Annotated in this window: 17 protein-coding genes; 3 read left to right on the top strand and 14 right to left on the bottom strand. The window is 35.2% G+C overall.

Going from position 1 to position 22,446, the window contains the following annotated elements; genetic code table 11:
* The first annotated feature begins 1,148 nt into the window (after positions 1–1,148).
* Complete coding sequence (locus QGN23_RS02690; RefSeq protein ID WP_282905496.1) at positions 1,149–3,875, top strand: PD-(D/E)XK nuclease family protein; 2,727 nt, start codon at positions 1,149–1,151, stop codon at positions 3,873–3,875.
* 53 nt (positions 3,876–3,928) lie between these two features.
* Here QGN23_RS02690 and QGN23_RS02685 read toward each other — a convergent pair whose 3' ends face one another.
* The 5 genes from QGN23_RS02685 to era form a co-directional block, all read right to left on the bottom strand.
* Complete coding sequence (locus QGN23_RS02685) at positions 3,929–5,110, bottom strand: acyl-CoA dehydrogenase family protein (protein WP_282905495.1); 1,182 nt, start codon at positions 5,108–5,110, stop codon at positions 3,929–3,931.
* Between the two features lie 189 nt (positions 5,111–5,299).
* Positions 5,300–5,812, bottom strand: a complete 513-nt coding sequence (locus tag QGN23_RS02680) for a hypothetical protein (RefSeq protein WP_282905494.1) — start codon at positions 5,810–5,812, stop codon at positions 5,300–5,302.
* Between the two features lie 741 nt (positions 5,813–6,553).
* Complete coding sequence (locus QGN23_RS02675) at positions 6,554–8,959, bottom strand: alpha/beta hydrolase family protein (protein WP_282905493.1); 2,406 nt, start codon at positions 8,957–8,959, stop codon at positions 6,554–6,556.
* Positions 8,960–9,080: 121 nt separating this feature from the next.
* On the bottom strand, positions 9,081–9,512 hold the full coding sequence (locus tag QGN23_RS02670) for a DoxX family protein (RefSeq protein ID WP_282905492.1): 432 nt from the start codon (positions 9,510–9,512) through the stop codon (positions 9,081–9,083).
* 63 nt (positions 9,513–9,575) lie between these two features.
* The gene (gene era, locus QGN23_RS02665; RefSeq protein ID WP_282905491.1) at positions 9,576–10,457 is read right to left on the bottom strand and encodes a GTPase Era; all 882 of its coding nucleotides are present in this window, start codon (positions 10,455–10,457) and stop codon (positions 9,576–9,578) included.
* Between the two features lie 153 nt (positions 10,458–10,610).
* Here era and ku point away from each other — a divergent pair, with 153 nt between their 5' ends.
* Both ku and ligD read left to right on the top strand, forming a co-directional pair.
* Positions 10,611–11,399 (top strand): non-homologous end joining protein Ku, encoded by a 789-nt coding sequence (gene ku, locus QGN23_RS02660; RefSeq protein ID WP_282905490.1) that lies wholly within the window; start codon positions 10,611–10,613, stop codon positions 11,397–11,399.
* Positions 11,399–13,954 carry a DNA ligase D gene (gene ligD, locus QGN23_RS02655; protein ID WP_317622315.1) on the top strand — a complete coding sequence of 852 codons (2,556 nt, stop codon included), beginning with the start codon at positions 11,399–11,401 and terminating at the stop codon, positions 13,952–13,954. Before ku ends, ligD begins: the two co-directional genes overlap by 1 nt.
* Here the strand turns inward: ligD and QGN23_RS02650 are convergent.
* From QGN23_RS02650 to QGN23_RS02610, 9 genes are all read right to left on the bottom strand, one after another.
* Positions 13,951–14,724: an SGNH/GDSL hydrolase family protein gene (locus tag QGN23_RS02650; protein ID WP_282905489.1), complete on the bottom strand. Its 774-nt coding sequence runs from the start codon at positions 14,722–14,724 to the stop codon at positions 13,951–13,953. The two genes, ligD and QGN23_RS02650, sit on opposite strands and share 4 nt — an antisense overlap.
* A gap of 16 nt (positions 14,725–14,740) precedes the next feature.
* Positions 14,741–15,508: a class I SAM-dependent methyltransferase gene (locus QGN23_RS02645; RefSeq protein WP_282905488.1), complete on the bottom strand. Its 768-nt coding sequence runs from the start codon at positions 15,506–15,508 to the stop codon at positions 14,741–14,743.
* Positions 15,508–16,317, bottom strand: a complete 810-nt coding sequence (gene map, locus QGN23_RS02640; RefSeq protein ID WP_282905487.1) for a type I methionyl aminopeptidase — start codon at positions 16,315–16,317, stop codon at positions 15,508–15,510. Before map ends, QGN23_RS02645 begins: the two co-directional genes overlap by 1 nt.
* Before the next feature lie 53 nt (positions 16,318–16,370).
* The gene (locus QGN23_RS02635) at positions 16,371–16,802 is read right to left on the bottom strand and encodes a BT0820 family HAD-type phosphatase (RefSeq protein WP_282905486.1); all 432 of its coding nucleotides are present in this window, start codon (positions 16,800–16,802) and stop codon (positions 16,371–16,373) included.
* A gap of 141 nt (positions 16,803–16,943) precedes the next feature.
* Positions 16,944–17,921 carry an acyl-ACP desaturase gene (locus QGN23_RS02630; protein ID WP_282905485.1) on the bottom strand — a complete coding sequence of 326 codons (978 nt, stop codon included), beginning with the start codon at positions 17,919–17,921 and terminating at the stop codon, positions 16,944–16,946.
* 113 nt (positions 17,922–18,034) lie between these two features.
* Complete coding sequence (gene gpmI / locus QGN23_RS02625; RefSeq protein ID WP_282905484.1) at positions 18,035–19,564, bottom strand: 2,3-bisphosphoglycerate-independent phosphoglycerate mutase; 1,530 nt, start codon at positions 19,562–19,564, stop codon at positions 18,035–18,037.
* Positions 19,565–19,635: 71 nt separating this feature from the next.
* The gene (locus QGN23_RS02620) at positions 19,636–20,175 is read right to left on the bottom strand and encodes a GNAT family N-acetyltransferase (RefSeq protein WP_282905483.1); all 540 of its coding nucleotides are present in this window, start codon (positions 20,173–20,175) and stop codon (positions 19,636–19,638) included.
* Positions 20,176–20,536: 361 nt separating this feature from the next.
* Complete coding sequence (locus tag QGN23_RS02615) at positions 20,537–21,181, bottom strand: response regulator transcription factor (RefSeq protein WP_282905482.1); 645 nt, start codon at positions 21,179–21,181, stop codon at positions 20,537–20,539.
* Entirely contained in the window at positions 21,169–21,957 is a 789-nt protein-coding gene (locus QGN23_RS02610; RefSeq protein WP_282905481.1) for a sensor histidine kinase, read from the bottom strand. The genes QGN23_RS02615 and QGN23_RS02610 overlap by 13 nt, the downstream gene beginning before the upstream one ends.
* Positions 21,958–22,446 lie beyond the last annotated feature (489 nt).

The following is a 22,446-nucleotide window of genomic DNA, read 5'->3' as shown; positions in this document are numbered from 1 at the left end:
GGAGAAAACCGCATTTTCGTGAACGCCGGAGTTCGAGCTTCTCATTGGGATTTTAATGATGAAACGATTATTTCGCCACGTGGACAAATTGCCATTAAACCAAACTGGGATATGGATATGTTGTTCACCGTTTCCGGAGGAGTTTATTATCAGTCGCCTTTCTATAAAGAGATTAAAGATGTTGATGGCAACTTTAATCCAAATATAAAGTCACAACGTTCAATGCAGATTATTTTGAAAAATGATTATGAATTCAAAATGACCGAACGTCCATTTAAGTTAACCACAGAATTGTATTATAAGAAAATGGATCATCTGATTCCTTATTATCTTGACAATGTGAGAATCCGATATTCCGGGTTAAATAATTCTGAAGGTTATGCTTACGGAATTGACACTAGATTATTCGGCGAATTTGTGCCGGGTATTGATTCCTGGGTTTCTGCGAGTTATGCCAGAGTTTACGAAAATATTGATGGCAGAGGTTATATCCCGAGACCTACCGATCCCCGTTTCAGATTCTCCATGTTTTACCAGGATTATATGCCGAAGTTCCCGTCAATGAGAGTCAACTTAACTTTGGTCTACGCTAACGGACTTCCATCTGGAACACCGATTTCTCTGGATGAAAACGGAAAACCTGATTTCGAAGCTCCTTACAGATACCAAAGAACTTTGCCTTCTTACAAAAGAGTGGATATTGGTTTATCTAAAGTTTTCATCGACCAAAAAGACAATAAAGTAAATGGCGGTTTCTGGGGTAATTTCAAAGAATTGACTTTGGGTGTTCAGATTTTCAATGCTTTCAATATCAGCAATACCGTTGCCAACCAATGGGTAAATGATGTGAACTCCGGTTACAATTATCCGGTTCCTGTACGTTTGACAGGGAGATTTTTTAATGTAAAACTAGAGTTTAAACTTTAAAGTTATAAAACTCAAGCCGCTTGTGGTGAAGAAGTTGTCTGTACTTCACAAATTAATTTGCAACCACAATTAAAGTTAAATAAATTCGGTTCATCTGTTTTTGACCGATTTAATTAAAAGCATCAAGAATTAAAATTTCTTGATGCTTTTTTGTTGAATTTTCCTTATTTTTCATTTTCTAAACGCCCTTTAGATTAAAATTACCCATAAGAACACCATTCATGAAATTTTTAAATAAAATTATTACTGAACTTTTAGCACAAGATGTTGATTTGTCGGCATTTAATATTGTTCTTCCCGGTAAAAGACCTGTGGTTTTTATCAATAAAATATTGAAAGAAAAACACTATTCGGGAATGTTGCCGAACTTTTTTACGATTGAAGATTTAATTAAAGAAATTGCAGACCGACAACCGGTTCAGGGAATCGCTTTATGGCTATTTTCTTTTGATGTCTATCGGCAAATTCAACCGTCAGAAGATTTTGCGAATTTCTTGAAATGGTTTCCGACCATCGTAAAAGATTGGGATGATATTTTGAAATTTTCGGATTCTGACAAAGCAGTTTTAGAATATATGTTTGATGACGAACAAATAAAAAACTGGTCCGAAAACTTAGAAGTCCGCGAAGACGGATCTTTGCGGAAGTTCCTCAATTTCTGGCAAAAAATGAATTTGTTTTTACCTTTATTAAAGCAAAAACTTAACGAAAAAAATTGGGCAACTTCAGGAATGATTCACGAAACGGCCAAAAATAAAATTAAAGAATATGCGCAAAAAACAGAAGGTAAATTTGTCTTTTGTGGCTTTAATGCATTTACGCCGGTAGAAGAAAAACTCGTTAGAAACCTGATGCAGTGGGATAAAGCGCAATGTTTCTTTCAGGCTGATGAATATTATATTAATGATGAAAGGCAGGAAGCCGGAAAGTTTTTACGCATCATCAAAACATGGAAAGAATTTAATGAAAGCAGAAATTTCAACTGGATTGAAAATGATTTTGCACAACCGAAAAATATCAAAGTGTATGAAGTTTCGGGAAATATAACGCAGGCGAAAGTTTTGCCCGAAATTTTCGCGGAAATCAACGATGAAAATCTATCAAAAACCGCCGTTGTTTTATTAGATGAAAATCTGCTTCCAACGTGTTTAGATGCGATGAGCAGTGTAGAACATCTGAATATCACGATGGGATTCCCGTTGAAAAATCTTGGTTTCAGCAATGCCATGAAACAACTTTTTTACCTGCAAAAACAGCTGGAGAAAAAAGATTCTTCTTATTATTACAATGATGTTTTATCGGTTTTAGAGGAACTTCCGAATGAAGAAATTGATCAGCAGATCATTTTGGATTTTAAATCAAAAATTGAAGAAAGAAATATCGTTTACATTTCCAAAAAGCAGTTTAAGGAATTTTTATCAGAACTTTCTTATTTTAATTTATTTGAAAAACCCAATTCTGTTAAAGAGTTTATAGATTTGATTATTGCCTATTGTTATCAATTGAAATACAGAGATTTAGATGACATTTTATATGAAAATATTTCTCACTTTGAGAAAAGTTTTAAAATTATTAAAAATCAACTTTCGCCTTATTCATTTGAAATAAAAATGGAAACGCTGGAGGTTTTAATTAATCAGTTGGTAAATTCGGAAACGATTGATTTTCAAGGAGAACCACTTCAGGGATTGCAAGTGATGGGACTTTTGGAAACGCGTTTATTGAACTTTGAAAATATTATTCTGCTTTCTACCAACGAAGGAAAACTCCCTCTTGGAAATTCTCAAAATACCTATCTGCCTTTCGATGTTCGCCAACATTTTCATATGCATACTTTTTTAGAAAATGACAGTATTTATGCGTATCACTTTTACCGGTTGTTACAGGATTCTCAGCATGTTCATTTGCTTTTTAATGCTTTAAGTTCCGGCGTAAATACGGGTGAAAAAAGCCGTTTTATTACCCAGATAGAAATTGAAGATCAACACCATCAAATTGAAAATATCATCATTGAAAATTCGTCTGAGCCGATTAACAAACAGTTAATTCAGATTGAAAAATCTTCTTCGGTTCTTCAAAAATTAGAGGAATGGAAAAAGAGAGTTTCGCCATCACATCTTACATCATTTATTTATAATCCGGTTGATTTTTATCTGACCAAAATTTTGGGAACCCGCGAAACCAGCGAAATGGAAGAAGAACTTTCCCAAAGAAGTTATGGTAATCTCGTGCATTATGCACTACAAATTATTTATGAGAAAAATTTAGGTAAAGTTTTAACTGTTAACGATTTAGAATTTTCAAATCAACAATTGCTTGAAGTAATGAATCAGGCGATTATTAAATTGAATCATCAGACCGATTTTTATGAAAAGGGAATGAATTACATTCATAAATCAATTGCAGAAAGGGTAGTGCGCACTATTTTGGAGGTCGATAAAAAATTAATTGCAGACGGAAATACGTTAGAAATTTTAAGTGTCGAAGGAAATTTTGAAAATATCGATTATTTTTTAAACAAACAGAAAACGGATAAAGTTTCCTTTTACGGATTTATCGACCGGATTGACCGACTGAACGGAAAGTTAAGAATCATTGATTACAAAACGGCAAAAACCAAAAATCTTCTCATTAAAGAAGCCAAAAAAGAAGAGGAAGCAGAAAAACTCGAACAGTTGTTTTTTAGAGATGATTTCAAACAGGCAATGCAGTTATGTATTTATGCTTATGCGGTTTTAAATGAGAAAAAATATCCCGATAATTTCGTAGAATGCGGAATCTGGAGTTTCGCTGAAGCCAACAAAGGCGTTCAGAATTTACAGATTTATGGTGACGAAGAAATTTCGAATCAATCATTGGTAAGTCCTATGAATTGGATTAAAAACGTGATTGTAGAAATTCTGAATCCGGAAAATGATTTTGTAGAAGAAGTGAAAACCAGTTGGTAAATTAAAAAAAAACCTTCAGGTTTCAAGATCCTAAAGGTTTTTTATTTTTTTTTTTATCCAAACGCATTAATTCCGGTAATATCCATGCCGGTTATCAACAAATGAATATCGTGGGTTCCTTCGTAAGTGATGACGGATTCTAAATTCGCTGCATGACGCATCATCGGGAATTCGCCCATAATTCCCATTCCGCCAAGAATTTGTCGGGATTCTCTCGCAATGTCGATGGCCATTTTCACGTTGTTTCTTTTCGCCATTGAAATTTGTGCAGGCGTTGCTTTATGAGCATTTTTTAAATTTCCTAACTGAAGACAAAGCAATTGTGCTTTGGTGATTTCTGTTAAGAATTCTGCTAACTTTTTCTGTTGCAATTGAAATCCTGCAATTGGTTTTCCAAATTGTGTTCTCTCTTTTGAATATTGAACTGCCGTGCAGTAACAGTCGATGGCTGAGCCGATTACACCCCAGGAAATACCGTACCGTGCAGAGTTTAAACAGGATAAAGGTCCTTTCAAACCTATAACTTTCGGTAATACATTTTCTTTTGGAACTTTCACATTATCAAAAACCAACTCTCCGGTTTTCGAAGCCCGAAGTGACCATTTATTATGGGTTTCAGGAGTGGTAAATCCTTCAAAATCTCTTTGTACAATTAAACCCTGAACTTTTCCTTCTTCATTTTTTGCCCAGACTACAGCGATATCACAAAGTGGCGCGTTGGTAATCCACATTTTTGCGCCGTTTAATAAATAATGATCGCCTTTGTCTACGAAATAAGTTTCCATCGAACTGGGATCAGAACCGTGATTGGGTTCGGTTAATCCGAAAGCGCCGATCATATCACCACTTGCCAATTGCGGAAGAAATTTCTTTTTTTGTTCCTCAGAACCGTATTCATTAATTGGAAACATGACCAAAGAACTTTGAACAGAAGCGGCTGAACGAACCGCAGAATCGCCTCTTTCAAGCTCCTGCATTATGATTCCGTATGAAATTTGATCTAAACCGGAACCGCCATATTCTTCCGGAATATAAGGACCGAGTGCTCCGACTTTCCCTAATTCTTTCATCAGGTTAGGAATATCGGTATGATTTTGTGCCGCCTCATCAATTTTGGGCATAACAAAACTCTCCACCCAATCCCGAACAGATTGGCGGATAAGTAAGTGTTCCTCAGTAAGTAAACTGTCAATTCCGTAATAATCTGGAATGGAATTCAGTGGATAGTATGACATATTATTTAAGTTTGCCCTAATTTAGGATATTTTAAAATTTTAAGGAAATATTTATCGAAAATTTATCGTTTTAACCAAATTATAAATTAATTCTCTTATTCTTTAGTCATTAAACGGTATAAGTAGGGCGCTTTGTTGGAAGGAAACATTGAAAAGTTTTTTCATAAAAAAAAATTACACCGTCGAACGTTATTTCGCGTTAAATTTCTTATCAAAATCAGTGCAGGCTACGGGCTTCAAAGTAGATCCTTCATATTTAAGTTTTGCAGGACTTACATAATTAGATTTATTTCCATCTGTTTTTTGCTCACCGATTCCTTCGATGATATTTCCTTCTTTTTTAAGAAAATAAATTTCGCGGTCAGAAGTTTTTCCTTCCGCTTTAAAGGTATAAACCAATTTTAAAGTATCACCATTTTGATTACCAACGATGTCACCGATGGAACTGTCCTTTTCGAAATTTTTATAGTGCATTTTTCCCGTAATAGTACCCAAATTATCTTCCAGAGAAACAAAAAGCGAATCCTTGCCCGTGGCTGTCATATAGCAGGTTTGTAGGGTAGAGGACTCGATAGGTTCATTGGTTTCGGGAATAACAGTCAAAGAATCTGGAGTTTCGTGAGTTGTTACGACTTCAGCAGTTTTTTTTTCGCAACTTAGTACGATGCACATCATAAGTGCAGAAAGAAATAGATTTCTCATAGAATATTTTTCTAATTAATTTTAGGTATAAATTTACTGATTTTAATTTAAAGTGGATATATTATGTTAAATTGAAGATCGATCTGAACATAATGACAGATGCTCAAGAAGAAGTTTTTAATATTATTAATGGCCAGTATTTATTAATCAAACTGGGTTTCTATTTTAAATTTAGTGAAGACAAAATTATTGCGGAATTTCAGTTTGTACTTAAATAATAACTGGAATCTCAGATGATTTTTCAAAATTTTAATTTTAGGAGTTAAAATTTAATAAGTAAAGTTTTCTTTAATTCGAAATTCTTATGAATTGTTCTTTTTAAAATTTTATTCAAGTTAAGTGTTAAATAAAAAATTGTAAAATTTAAACATTCTCTTAATTTTTTTTCGTTTTTAAAAATGAGCATTATTCGAAATTTTCTAATCGCTTAGAATCGGCTGTATAATTTTATTTTGGATAAGGGATCGGATTTATGAAAAATTTGAATTCTAAAAATAGTTTTAAAAATATACATAATAGCCCTACAAAAGATATTCTGGCGATTTATAAAATGTCCTATAATTTATATTATGTTAAATTGTATTTGTTTCCGGGCTAAATAATTAAGGAATTGATGAATCTCTAATTGCAAACTTAAAAATGGGCGCACTCATAAACATTCTTTGTAATCCCGACAAAACCATTCCCGTAAATCTTCAAACAAAAAAAAGAGCCTCCCAAATTGGAAGACTCTTTTCAATATTATTTGTTTTTCAAACATTTTTCTAAGAACTGATCCTGTTCCCATAACGTATGCAATACATTTTCCTTGGCAGCATATCCATGAGATTCTTTCGGTAAAAGAACCATTCTGACTGGCGCTCCTAAGTTTTTCAAAGCCTGGAAATATCTTTCCGTTTGCAAAGTAAAAGTTCCCGGATTATTATCGGCTTCACCATGAATCAGCAGCAGCGGCGTTTTCATTTTATCAGCCTGCATAAATGGAGACATGGTATTATAAATTTCCGGTACATCCCAGTAATTTCTCTGTTCGGTTTGGAAACCAAATGGTGTCAAAGTTCTGTTATATGCACCACTTCTCGCAATTCCACAAGCATAATCTTTGGAATGAGTCAAAAGATTGGCCGTCATAAACGCTCCGTAAGAATGTCCGCCGACAGCAACTTTCGTTCTGTCAATATACCCTAATTTGTCAACGGCATCAATCGCTGCTCTACCATCTGCAACCAATTGTGTGATAAATGTATCGTTTGGTTCCGCTTTTCCTTCGCCGATAATTGGGAAAGACGCATCATCTAAAACCGCATAACCTTTGGTCACCCAATAGATAAACGAACCATAACTAGGGAACGTAAAATCATTTGGATTTTGGGTATTTTGTCCTGCAGTATCTTTACTAACAAATTCTCTGGGATAAGCCCAGATTAAAAGTGGCAATTTTTCGGTGCGATTTTTACGGTCATAGTTTGCCGGTAAATAAAGCGTTCCGGTCAACTCTACTCCATCATTCCTTTTGTAGGTAATTACCTCTTTATATACATTTTTAATGCTTTCAAAAGGATTAGCAAAATGAGTTACTGCGGTCGCTTTACCATTTTTAATGTTTCTTACAAAATAGTTTGGATATTGGCTTGGCGACTGTTCTACCACTAAAACCTGTCCGGTTTTGGCATCTAAAATATCAATGATACTTTCTTTCGACTTGGTTAATTTTGAAGTATAAACTCTCTTTTTAGACATCGTTCCCAGATCCAGTTCATCAATGAAAGGAAACTGACCATCTTTGGTAAAACCAGCGCCGATAAGATTGGTCTTATTATTTTTAACGTCAATTACATTTCTGCCGAATTGATTTTTCGTTTCGGCGAAACTTCCCGGATTGCTGTAAACATCCTGATAATTTCGGTCATCAATTATTTTTGATGAATTATCTTTTAGATTGATCAGATAAGTTTTAGAATTTCTGGTATCATACCAATTATCAGAAACTACTGCGAAATTACTGTTTGTCCAATCGATACCGTTGAATCTCTGCTGTGTTTTGAAGAACGATTTTGGTGTGGTATTGAATGGCGCTTCCCAAACAAAAAGCTCATCGCGGTAATCCACTTTTTTTGACTGATCTCCGCCGTCCAAAGCTTCTGCAAAAACCAATGTTGATGGTTGGTCATCTCTCCAGCTAATATTTCTTTTCCCAGCTCTTACCGAAGAAAAACCTTTGGGCATAATTTCATTCAGTGGCGTTTCATTAACTACTTTTACTAAATTTCCGTTTTTATCATAGACGGTAGAAGTCATTGGAAATCGGTTCAAAGGAACAATGTAAGAATACGGTTTCTGAATGGTTGTCAGCATTAAATAGTTCCCATCTGGTGAGAAATTAACAGAAGTATAAATATCTGCGTCTTTAAATTTCTGCTGATCTCCATTAATAGAAATCTTTACCAAATCAGATTTGGCCAGTGTTTCAAAGTTGGCTTCATCTTGTGGGTTTTTTAATAAATCCTGATAAGTTCTGTTTTGCGAAACTTTACCGTCTGAATTAGAAACTGTAGGCCCAGTTGGCAGATTCTGTTTCTCATCGATTAATGCATTTCTATTGGTAGGAATTTGTTTAACCAAAAGGTTTTGCGAATCCGACATCCAAACATAAGGATTTCCTAAGTTTGCATTTAGGGGTTGGTTTGAAATCTTTTTTGCGGTATTTGAAGCAAGATCTAAAATCCATAATTCAACCGCATTTTTTGTGGTATTGGTAAAAGCCAGTTTTTTCTCATCTGGAGAAAAAGAAAGGTATGCGATTCTTGCGTTCGCGGGTAAACCTTTCACTTGGGATTCCGTTTTATCTTTTAACTTACGTGTTTTCAGATTATTCACATAAGTCATCGTACTCGAAATGTTGGTGATGGGATTCACTCTCAATCCAGCCAGTTTCATTTCATCCTGACTCAAATCATCCAGGGATTTGTAAGTGTCCCGATAAGAGAAAATCATCTGTTCTCTTTTGCTGTCCATAAAAACAGAAGGTGCACGCTCGAAATCTGCTAACTGCATAATTTCCGCAGAAGGTTTTTGATACGTAATGTTTTCCTGGGCACTCGCAAAAACTACAAATAGTAAAGCAATTGCCGTAAGTCGTTTTTTCATAAATACTCTTTTTTCAAAAGTATCAATAATTAATGTTTTAAACAAATATGTACCATAAATAAAACAAAAAAACCACCAAAACATAAAGTTATATGGTGGTTTTGTATTTTTTATTGACTATTTACCATCTGGTTTCTCTCCGCTGAGAGATCATATTGTCGATTGAAAATTTCCGGGGTCCGAAAGTGAAAATGAGCGCGAAAATAGAAAGGAACAAAAGACTGCTTTCTTTTACCGTAAAAGGATCAGAAAAATGAACTCCGAAAGCTGCAATTGCCATAACCAACATCAGTAATAAACTTGCTGCACGCGTGAAAAGCCCGATCATTATTAAAAAAGCGCAAATCAGTTCCATCAGGATGGCCAGAATTAATGTAGCACTTGATCCCATACCAAAAAAATTGTAAAACTGAATTTCACCTCCTGCCAGAAATTTTTCTAATTTGGGAAGTCCATGCAGCATAATCATCGCGACTGCTACAAATATCCGTACTAATAACATGATTATATTATTAAGTGTTGGGATGTCTCTGGTCGAAGAAAAATAATTCATTTAATATAATTAGATAAGAAAATTAATAAAAACGTCTAAACTACAAAATTTTAATCCAAATCATTACCGGTAACCAAAATTTTTCAAATCTCTGTCATTTTTTCTCCAGTCTTTTTTAACTTTAACAAATAAAGCAAGGTGAATTTTTTTAGAAAAGAATTTTTCCAAATCGATTCTCGCTTCCGTTCCCACTTTTTTTATGGCATCACCTTTATGCCCGATGATGATTCCTTTCTGCGTGTCACGCTCTACATAAATCACTGAATCGATAAAGATCATTCCGTCGGTTTCTTTGAACTGCTCAGTTACCACTTCTACGGAATAAGGAATTTCTTTTTCGTAATTCAAAAGAATTTTTTCGCGAATGGTTTCGTTCACGAAGAACCTTTCCGGTTTATCCGTATATTGATCTTTGCCGTAATAAGGCGGATTTTCAGGAAGCATCGATTTTAATTTAGGCAAAATCACTTCAGTATTAAACCCAGTTAAAGCAGAAATCGGTAAAATCTCTGCTTTCGGAATTTGTTCATGCCAAAATTCTATTATTTTTTCAAGATCGGTTTGATTGGAAGCATCGATTTTATTCACCAAAATCAAAACAGGAACCGGAATTTTATTCAGTTTCTCAACCAGGAATTCGCTGTGTTCTCCTTTATCAGTAATATCAATAATGAATAGAAAAACATCTGCATCCTGTAAAGAATCCTTTACAAAATCCATCATTTTTTCCTGAAGGCCGTATTTTGGATCCAAAACTCCGGGTGTATCAGAAAAAACAATCTGTAAATCCTCTTCATTATATATTCCGAAAATACGGTGTCTCGTGGTTTGTGCTTTCTGCGTTACAATCGCTAACTTCTCTCCCATCAATTGATTAAGAAGTGTCGATTTTCCGGCGTTGGGTTTTCCAACTATATTTACGAATCCTGCTTTATGCGTGCTCAATGTATAAAAATTTTAAAGTAAGGGCAAAGTTAATGAATTTTGGTGGGTGTTTATTTTATTCTTTGATTTAAAATCACCAAGATGACCAAACTATAGGATTCGTTTTTCAAAAGGCATAATTATTTCATTATTCAAAATCTTAAATTACTTATTATGAGATCAATCTGGAACGGAGCAATTGGATTTGGACTGGTAAATATTCCGGTGAAAATGTATTCTGCAGTTGAAGACAGCAATCTTGATTTGGATATGTTGGATAAAAGTGATTTCTCAAATATCAAGTTTAAACGTGTCAATGAGAAAACCGGTAAAGAGGTAAAATGGGAAAATATCGTCAAAGGATATCTGTTAGAAGACAAATACATTGTCCTGGATGTCGAGGATTATACTGCGGCAAGTCCCGAGAAAACTAGAATTTTCTCTATTGAACAATTTGTAAAAGAAGCAGAAATCGATTCTGTTTTTTTCGAAGTTCCCTATTTTCTGGAACCGCAGAAAAATGCGGAGAATGCTTATAACCTTTTATTAAAAGCACTGGAAAAGACAAAAATGGCAGGAATCGGAACCTTCGTAATGCGGGATAAAGAAATTTTTGGAATGATACGTCCTTATGACGACAAAGTTCTCATTATAAACAGATTGAGATTTGCACAGGAAATAAGAGATTACAAAGATTTAAAAATTCCGGATCAGAAAAATCCAAAAGAAGGCGAATTAAAAATGGCAGTTTCGCTGATTGAACAAAACTCTGAGAAGTTTGAACCCGCTGCTTTTAAAGATACTTATGCTGAAGATTTAATGAAAATTATCAAACAAAAAGCGAAAGGCGGAAAAGTCAAGAAAGTTGAGGAACAAGCTGAGGACAGCGGTAAAGTTGTCGATTTAATGGCGCAGTTAAAAGCAAGTCTAGAAAGTTCAAAAAAGAATAAAAAAGTCTCCTGATGATGCCACTCGAAGAATACAATAAAAAACGGAAATTCAACGAAACTCCCGAACCGGAAGGAAAAGAAATGAAATCAGATAACAAACTGATTTTCGTGATTCAACGGCATTCTGCGTCCAGATTGCATTATGATTTCCGTTTGGAAATGGACGGAGTTTTGAAAAGTTGGGCTGTTCCGAAAGGACCTTCGCTGAATCCGGAGGATAAAAGACTGGCGATGATGACCGAAGATCATCCTTTTTCTTACCACGATTTTGAAGGAAATATTCCCGAAGGCAATTATGGCGCAGGCGAAGTTGAAATCTGGGATTCCGGCACTTACGAGCCTTTGGAAAAAGTTGAAGGTAAATCTGATGCCTTGATTATGCGCCACGAACTGCATCAAGATTCTTTAAAATTTATTCTTCACGGTAAAAAATTAAAAGGGGAATTTGCTTTAGTAAAGATGAAAAACTCCAAAGAGGGAAATGCCTGGCTATTAATTAAACACAAAGATAAATTCGCACTGGAGGAATATGACGCTGAAGAGCATATTCCTAAAAAATCGAAAGTAACGTTACGCGAAGAAAACCGTCCCGGTAAAAAAAAAATAAAAATTCCAAATAAAGAATCGAAAACATTCAAAAATTATACGCCCTCATTGATTGGTGAAAAAAAATTGAAAGATTTCATTAAACCCATGTTGGCTCAAACGGGAGAAAAAGCCTTTAATAATAAAGATTGGGTTTTCGAAATTAAATGGGATGGTTATCGTGCTGTAGCTGATTTACGGGAACCAGTAATTCAACTATATTCCCGGAACGGACTCTCTTATTCGGATAAATTTTCGAAAATCATTAAAGCCTTAGATCATCAAAATCATCAGATGGTTTTAGACGGTGAAATTGTAGCTTTCAATAAGGAAGGAAAACCTGATTTTCAAATCTTACAAAAAATAGGTGAAAATCCGGATTTAGCAATGACTTATCAGGTTTTCGATTTGCTTTGGCTCAATGGACATTCCACTGAAAATTTAACTTTGGTTCAACGCAAAGAATTGCTCAAAGACGCTTTAACAGAAAATAATGTCATTAAATATTGTGAGCATATTCCCCAAAATGGGATTGATTTTTTTCAACAGATCAAAAAGATGGAATTAGAAGGAATGATCGCAAAAAAAACAGACAGTATTTATTCAGAAGGTGTCCGTTCTTCAGACTGGCTGAAAATCAAATTCCAGAATACAGAAGATGTTTTAATTTGTGGTTTTACCGAACCGAACGGTTCGCGGAAAAATTTCGGTGCGCTGATTCTGGGAACTTTTGCCGATGGTCAATTAAAATATTGCGGACATGCCGGGACTGGTTTTGCAGATAAAATTTTAGATTCTTTATATGAATTGTTTAAACCGTTAATTATCGGAAACTGTCCTTTTGAAGAAGTTCCAAAAACCAATGCTCCTGCGACTTGGTTGAAACCTGAATTGGTTTGTGAAATAAAATTTACAGAAAAAACGAAAGATGGAATTTTCCGGCATCCCGTTTATATGGGACTTCGAAGTGATAAAGACAAAGAGGATTTGATGAATGAAGAAGAGGAAGAAATTGAAAATTCGACTTCTTTAAAAATGAAAATAAGTGAAAGCAAAGTAGAAAAAGATTCAGTAAAAACTAAAACTCAAAAGATGACAAAAGCCGTTAAACTGACCAATCAAAACAAGATCTATTTCCCGGAAAGTGGTATTACGAAAGGTGAAGTTATTGATTATTATCAGTCTGTGGCGAAATATATTTTACCCCATTTAAAAAACCGTCCGCAATCGCTGAACCGTTTTCCCAATGGTATTGAAGGCTTGAGTTTTTATCATAAAGATGCCGGAAACGATGCGCCTGACTGGATTGAAAAAGTTTCGGTCTTTTCAGAATCAAATGAAAAAGACATTGAATATTTAATCTGCAATACAGCAGATGATTTGGCTTATTTAAATAATTTAGGATGTATCGATTTGAATCCATGGAATTCCACGGTCATCGATCTGGATAAACCAACCTGGCTAGCTCTGGATTTGGATCCATCAGAGAAAAATACTTTTGACCAGGTTATCGAAACTGCTTTGTGTGTAAAGGAGATTTTGGATTTAGCAAAAATTAAAGGCTTTTGCAAAACTTCAGGAAGTTCAGGAATTCATATTTTCATTCCAATGGGTGAACAGTATGAGGTTGAATTAGTGAAAAATTTCGCCCATCTTCTAATGCAGAAAGTACAGCAAAAATTACCGGATTTAACTACTTTAGAAAGGAATTTGAAAAAACGGGATAAGAATAAAATTTATCTGGATTATCTGCAAAACCGGACCGGTCAGACGTTGGCGAGTGTTTACAGCGTTCGTCCAAAACCTTTTGCACCGGTTTCAATGCCTTTACTTTGGGAAGAACTGAAGTCCGGTTTGAAACCGACCGATTTCAATATTCATAATGCTTTGGAGCGTATTAAAAAGAATGGCGATTTGTTTAAACCAGTTTTAGGGAAAGGAATTGATATGTTGAAAGCTTTGGAAAATCTTTCTAAAATTTAATGAAAATCTATTTTTAAATCTGATAAGAATTGCACACAGTCTTTCGCCCATAATTCATAAGTCAGTTCAGACGGATGAATTCCATCGCTGAAAAAATCTGCAGTTGTTTGATCTTCTTGCAGTTTTCCCAACCATTCCTGTACGTTAATTTTTCTGGTCGGGAAATAGATGTTTTTGTTTTTTAAAACCTGCGCGTTAAGGTAATCCGCCAATAAATCTTTGTGATTTCCCAAGACCGATTTCATTTGTTTTGTAAATGCAGGAAACGTTTCAATTGTTGGCAAATGCGGAAATAAAATCGGAGTTTCAGGAAATTTATTCTGTAAATTTTCAATAAGAAACTGAATGTTTTTAGTCCATTTTTTGGGTTGAGTCAATTCAAAAGTATCATTGCCGCCAATTCCGATAACGATTAAATCGCAAGTGATTTCCGTGATCTGCGGAACGATTCTCTGGTGAATTTTTTCTACGTTATAACCTGTTTTCGCATACACTTTCCAATCGATATTACATTGAACTAAGGAACTGAATTCTCTGGAGAAATGCCCGGCAAAGCTGTTTTTATGAAAATCTGATCCTACGCCGGCCATCGAACTTTCGCCAATAAATAAAATCTTAAAATTTTTATCGGCGTTAATATTGAAAAAACCTTCGGGATCTTTTGCTTCAGGAAGAAGCGGTATTTGCTTCCTTATTTTTTTTCCCTGAAAATAAATAAGTGGTAATATAGGAATCGACTTTAATAAATGGATTAAATACTTCTTTCCCATTGCGATTGCTTTTTAGTTATTTTTTAAAAACGACGGGCAAAATCTCATTTTCTGTCAAACCAAATTTTCTGCGGTCTTCATTGGAAAATTTCCTGGAGTAAAAGTTGATATCAACTTCAAAACCCGCTTTTTTCAGTCGGTCGAAATAATCCATTCCGTACCAGCGAACGTGGTCGTATTGGCCAAAATGTTTTTGTCTTTCTTTTGGATCTTTGATGGAGAAATCTTCGTATGTTTTTTCTAAAGAATTCTTCATCGGAACCTGAAAAATTCCCCAACCGCCTTTTTTCATGACCCGATAGAGTTCGCTCATGGCTTTCTGATCATCCCCGATATGTTCTAAAACATGATTGCAAAAGACAATATCATAACTTTCATCTTCAAAAGGTAAATCCAGAATATCTGCTTTTACATCGACGATCGGCGAATATAAATCGGCAGAAGTATAATCCAGATTCTTCATTTTTTTGAATCTTCTCAGAAATTCCTGCTCAGGTGCGATATGAAGAACTTTGTATTTTTCAGTAAAAAAATCGGTTTCATTTTGAAGATACAGCCACATTTGCCGGTGACGCTCCAAACTTAATGTTCCCGGTGACAAAGCATTTTCCCTTTGTTGACCATAACCATACGGAAGGAATTTTCGGTAAGATTTCCCATCGATTGGATCGGTGAATTTTGTTCCTTTAAAGAATAAATAAATGACAGGCCTCAGAAAAATGCTTAAATTAATAAGCATTGGCCTGGGTATTCTATTTAAAAGAAATTTGGTGATTTTTTTCATTAAAAATCCATTGTAAATGGTTTTTCTTCGTCACTTACAATTCCTAAAGCTTCATAAATATATTTGTAGGTCGACAATAAAACCGGTTTTCCGCCGATAATACAAACATCGTGTTCGAAATGGGCTGATGGCGACATATCGAGTGAAGTTACCGTCCAGCCGTCATCATGGAATTTTACTTTTTCAGTACCTAAATTTACCATAGGTTCGATGGCTAATACGATCCCATCTTTTAAAACTTTACCGCTCCCTTTTTTCCCATAATTAGGAACTTGTGGATCTTCGTGCATTTTTCGGCCTAAGCCGTGCCCGACTAATTCACGAACAACTCCGTAACCATGAGTTTCGCAATAGGTTTGAATTGCGTTTGAAATGTCTCCTACTCTTTTTCCACGAACGCATTGCTCAATTCCTTTGTAAAGAGATTCTTTGGTTATTTTCAGGAGTTTTTTAATTTCAGGTGCAACCTCTCCTACTTCAAATGAATAAGCGTGATCGCCATAAAATCCGTTCATAAAAACGCCACAATCTACTGACAAAATGTCTCCTTCGACTAATGGTTTTTCATTTGGAATTCCGTGTACCACTTCAGCATTTGGGGAAATACATAAATTTTTCGGGAAACCGTACATTCCTAAAAAGGCCGGCTCTCCGCCGTGATCGCGAATAAACTGCCCACCTAAATTATCAAGATGCAAAGTAGTTACGCCTGGTTTAATTTCTTTGGCCAGCATGCCCAGAGTTTTGGAAACCAGTTGGGCACTTTCCCGCATTAAGCGAAGTTCTTCTATTGTTTTTAACTGTATCAATGTATTATAGTATCTAAAGTTAGAGAAAAGGAAATGTGAATTTTAATAATAATTTACCAGAACAATCCTTTCTTTTTATCTTTTTTTATTTTCGAATAAGCCAGGACTTCTTTGCCATCCACCCGGAATTCTATTCTTTCGTTAATGATATTGTAGATTTCGCCCCAACCTGGGAATCCACCAAGATTTCGGTCGTCGATAAAAAGGTCGGCATCAATTTTTCGGGACGCATTTTCATTCTCGAAAACTTCGCCTTCAAAACTTGAATTAACCGCATAAAACTCAACGCCATTTTTTTTGCAAAACTCAACTGCTTCATCCAAAGTTTTTCCATGTCGGTAAGTCCACAGAATCAATCTGTAGCCTTCTGACTGGAGTTTTTTTAGGGTTTCAAAAGCAAAAGTTTTTGTTTTTCCAATTCCGGGATATCCATCATCTACGATTGTACCGTCAAAATCGATAGCAAGTTTTTTACTGTTTTTCATTTTTTTCTAAATTTCGATGGTGCAAAGATAATAAATTTAGCGTTGAAAGGATGTTCAAATCGATTAGTGGATTCTTTATAAAAGTAAAAAAGCCAAAGAAGTGATTCACTTAATTGGCAATATAATTTACATGAATTAAATCTAAGATTTAATCCATTTGAATTGATATTCCTGATCGGGAGTTGAAATTCTGTCGGTGATTCTTTGTAATCTTCCCGGGAGTTTCATTAAATATTCCTGCGCTTTTTCCGCAGATTCAGTAAGTCCGGTAATATGTTCAATTTTCCAGTCTTCTAATAATTCTGATAAAATATTGATGTAATCCTGGCCTGTATAAACCATAGCACGCTGTGCTGCATCTGAGAAATGTCCCCAAAGTTCGCCAGCTTTCTGACCAGATTCACGCATTAAATGGGCGGGCATTACTATTTTTTTACGCATCATATCTTCGAAAGCCAACATCATTTCTGAAGGATCGAGTTCGAGAATTTTGGTCACAAAATGCTTGTACGCTTTTGCATGTCGTGCTTCATCAGCAGCAATCACCCCGCACATTCTGGAAAGTTTTGTATTTCCGCTTTGTTTTGCCAAAGATCCTACTCTTCTGTGGGAAATATTAGTCGCCGTTTCCTGAAAACTGGTATAAACAAAATTACGGTATGGATCCATCGTAGTTCCGATATCAAAACCGTCCTGAATTAAATATTGAGTTGTGATTTCTACTTCACGCATATTTACACGGCCGCATAAGTACAGGTATTTATTGAGCAGATCGCCGTGGCGGTTTTCTTCTGCGGTCCAGCTTCTTACCCATTGTGACCATCCGGTTCTTTCTTCCTGGTTTACGCCGTCAATTCCCATAATCCAAGACTCATAACTTGGTAATGCCTCTTCGGTAATACAGTCACCTATTAAAGTTACAAAAAGATCGTAACCCATTTCCTGTGCATAAGTTTGAAGTTCTTCTACATCATATTTAAAACTGTCTGCAGACGGATCCGGCAAAAAATCAGTGGGTTGCCATATTTTTTCTACAGGGGTTAAATAGGAGTTAATAAACTCATCGACATTTTTGCCTAAAGTTCTCATTACTTCTATTCTCATCATTTTATTATACATTCTTCACTCTTTTATATATTAGGCAAATATAATTTAAAAATATTATCTATTACATAGTTAACAGAAAAACAAAAGAAATATCTGTCATTTTAATGGTCAATTTTGGAGTTTCTTTAACTTACTAATACTTCTCCGGTCATTATAGGAGGAATTTCAATTCCCATCACTTTTAGAATGGATGGGGCGACATCCCCTAATTTTCCGGGTTTTAAATTCCAGTTTCTGTCTTTATCCATGACGATTAAAGGGACTAAGTTTGTTGAATGCTGCGTATTAGGACTTCCATCAGCGTTCAGCATTACATCTGAATTCCCGTGGTCTGCCAGAATAAAAACCGCATAACCATGTTCATAAGCAGTGGACGCAACTTTAGAAATGCACTCATCTACAACTTCAGCTGCTCTGACGGCTGCAGAAAAAACGCCGGTATGGCCGACCATGTCGGCATTGGCAAAATTTAAACAAATAAAATCTGCTGATTCCTCTTCAATTTTGGGAAGTATTTTTTCGGTAATATCGTATGCAGACATTTCCGGTTTAAAGTCATAAGTAGGAACATCTTTAGGACTCGGACACAACAATCGGCTTTCCCCGACGAATTCTGCTTCTCTTCCACCGGAAAAGAAAAAGGTAACGTGAGGGTATTTTTCTGTTTCTGCGACCCGAATCTGTGTCTTGCCGTTTCTTTCTAATACTTCACCCATCGTTTCGTGTAAAACTTCCTCGTCGAAAACCACATGAACATTTTTATACTTTTTATCGTAATTCGTCATCGTGACATAATACAGATTCAACGGATGCATTCCGTATTCGGGAAACTCCTCTTGTGAAAGAACTTCTGTAATTTCCCGACCACGATCTGTTCTGAAATTAAAACAAAATACGACATCATCATTTTCAATCTTGGCAACTGGCAAACTGTTGTCTTTCAGACAAATAATGGGTTTCAAAAACTCATCGGTAACATCCTGATTATAAGAGCTTTCTATGGCTTGCAGGACATCTCTGGTTCCATCTCCTATCCCATTGACCATTGCATCATAGGCTAATTTTACACGTTCCCATCTTTTATCACGGTCCATCGCGTAATATCTTCCAACAACCGTTGCAAGCTGTCCGGTGCTGGTTTTCATGTGATCCAGGAGTTCCAGTATAAAACCTTTTCCTGAATGCGGGTCGCAATCTCGGCCATCAGTAAAGGCATGAACGTAAACATTCTTGTCTAAACCAAATTCGTGAGCAGCAGTGAGTAAACCTTTCAAATGATTAATATGGGAATGTACCCCACCATCTGAAACTAAACCGATGAAATGAACATTTTTATTATTTTCTAAAGCATATTCAAACGCTCTGGTGATTGTGTTTTCCTTTCCTAAAGTAGCATTTTCAACCGCCATATTGAGTTTTACCAAATTTTGGTAAACTACCCTCCCGGCACCTAAATTCATGTGGCCGACTTCAGAGTTTCCCATTTGTCCGAAAGGTAATCCTACAGCAATTCCACTCGCTTCCAGGGTAGTATGCGGGAATTTTTCATAACAGGAATCGATAAAGGGAGTATGTGCCTGAGCGATGGCAGAAACTTTGGGATCCGGTCCTATTCCCCAACCGTCGAGTATCGCTAAAATGGCTTTTTTTGACATTTCTATTATATTTTTGATTGAATACAAATTTAGTGATTTAACACTTATTCAGCGACTGATTTTAAAGAATCTTAGATAATTTTTTGCTTACAATCCAGCAATTTTTCAAATGCTTTTCGGGCAGCATTCCGAAAGTAAACTTCACCACAATATTGGTAACCTAATTTGTCTAAAATTTTCAACATCGGAATATTATCAAAGTTAGTATCTACTTTAATACTCAAAATATTTTTTGAAAGGGCAATTTTTTCAATTTCTTTAAAAATTTGCGTGGCAATTCCTTTTCCTGCAGACTCCGTTGAGACTGCGACACGGTGAACTACCATGTATTTTCCATCAGAAAGCCATTTCCCTTCAATAGTTTCGTAAGCCGGTTCAGTGTCGGGAATCACTGCTGCATAACCAAGAATAGTATCTTCTAAGGTCAGGACAAATCCATAATCGTTTTGAATATCATTTTCGATTGTTTCCAGATTAGGATAACCGTCTTGCCATTGGGTGCTGCCGTCGTTTTTCCGCCTTTCAATGGCCTGCTGCAGAATTTTCCAGATTGTTTCTTTATCATCTGAAACTGCTTTTCTAAAATGAAATTGTTCTTTTGATTTTGACATTGACTGTAATTTTTCTTTTACAAATTTACAGAAGATTTTATTCTCAATAAAAATAGCGGCAATTTGATGAGTTGTTTATTTTTAAAAAAAATCAGATGAAAAAGAAATCAGTTGTTTTTAAGGTATTGGAATTTCCTTGTATAAAACTTCTTTGACTGAATGGCTTAAAAAAAGCAGGAACTGTAAATTCTTAATTTAATATAATTCACGGGAAAATGATTTAAATGTTGAAGATTTCAATTCAAAACAACAAAAAACCGATTAAATAATAACCGGCTTAATGTTTTTTTTACCATTTGTGTTTTGGTGGTACAAAAGTAAACTTTAGTTTTAGTAAATAAAAGGGTGAAATCACCCTATTTTAGCACATGTGATGTTTAATGGCAAAAAGCACAATTCCTACTCTGGTTTTTACATTCAGTTTTGCAAAGATAGAGTCTCTGTAACCGTCTACAGTTCTTGGGCTCACGCACATTTGTTCTGCAATTTCCTTATAGGTGAGTTCAGAGCAGGCTAATTTAATAAATTCTATCTCGCGGTCTTTTAATGAATTGTTTATTTCTTGATTTATCTTTTCTTCGGTTTTTATTTTCAGCAGACTTTGGGTTACGATATCGGTATAGAAAATTCCTTTTTCATGAACGATATTTATCGCGTCAAAAAGAATATCAGGTGACATATCTTTGAGCAAATATCCTTTCGCGCCTGCTTTCAACATACTGATAATGGTGCTTTCATTATCTTCCATCGTTAAAGCAATCACCTTTAGGTCGGGATAGTTTTTAGTAAGTTCCAGGGTTGTTTCGATGCCGTTTTTCCGGGGCATATTGATGTCCATTAACACTACTTCAGGGAGTATTTTCCGGTGGTCAAGCTGTTTCAGAAAATCTTCGCCATTAAAGCAATTCATTACCACTTCAAATTTTGGATTAAATGAAATCATGTTTTCAATGGCCTTGGAAACTAATTTATGGTCATCTACGATTGCTATTTTTATTCTTTCCATGGTGTGGGTTTCTTGTAGGTGATGGTAATTTCGGTACCCAGATTTTCTGTAGACTTAATCTTAAAAGTGGCATCGATCAGTTTTGCACGATTCTTTATATTTTCTAATCCACTTCCATCATTTCTATGTTCTGCATTAAATCCTACCCCGTAATCATTAATATTAATTTCAGTGAAATTGGGATGATCTTCAACTTTTATCAATATTTTATTTGATCGGGCATGCTTGATCACATTGTTAATAGACTCCTGTATGATTCGAAACAGAATTAAAGCATGATCAGAACTAATTTCTAAATCGTGATTATTGATCTCGTACTCTACGTCCAGTAACTCCAGTCGTTCGATTCTGGAAATTTCCCTTTCCAATGATTCAACAAATCCAAAATGCTTTACCTGCTTGCTTATAAATACTTTAGAAAGGTTTCTGATATCTTGAATGCATTCGCCAATCAACAGGTTGATTTCCTGGGCGATATTTGTTTTATCTTCATCATTTGCCAGCCCGAGTTTATTAGTCATTAATCTTGCTACAGATAGCTTTTGTCCCAAATCATCATGAAGTTCCTGTCCTATATAATTCAGGGTTTGTTCCTTAATCTCTACCTGAGAAATTGCCAATTCCTGTTCAAAAAGAGCTTCTTTTTTTTGTTGAGATAAAAGAAGTTCAGATTTCTTCCTGATGAAAACCCCATACACTAAAACCATCATTAAAATTACAATTAAAATGATAAAAGTTGTAATGGTAAGCAGAAAATCGGTTTCTGTGAGATTCACTTTTTAATATTAATATTTTGTGCGAAAAAAACTCCTGTTATCAAAATAGAATATCCGATAACATTCACAATGAATAAAATTATGAAAAAAATATTGATATTCATCATTTGTATCGCAGTATTACTTATTATGAGTAACGGGGTTACTCCTAAGTAAATGGACATCAACCCTATACAGGCCCAAAACGGGTAATACGACTTGATATTAAGAATCTTATCTGAATTAAAGGTCTCACGCAAAACCAAAAAGATATTCACCATCAGGAGGATGACTTCAACAAAATAAAATTTAAAGGGGAATTTATTAAAGAAGTTATCAGAAAAAGCTGCAAATGAAATATAACTGGCGATAAAGATTATTGTAATAATCAAGTTTATTTTTTTAGATTTTTCTAATTCTAAGATAGAGCGAAAGTATAAAAAGAACAGTAAAAAGACACCGAAATTAACTCCTACTGAATAAATAGGAGTACTGTTAAAATGAGAAGTC

It is taken from the genome of Chryseobacterium gotjawalense, from assembly GCF_030012525.1.
Classification (GTDB): domain Bacteria; phylum Bacteroidota; class Bacteroidia; order Flavobacteriales; family Weeksellaceae; genus Kaistella; species Kaistella gotjawalense.
The sequence above is the reverse complement of the archived record's forward strand: the minus strand, read 5'-3'. Positions and strand labels throughout refer to the sequence as shown.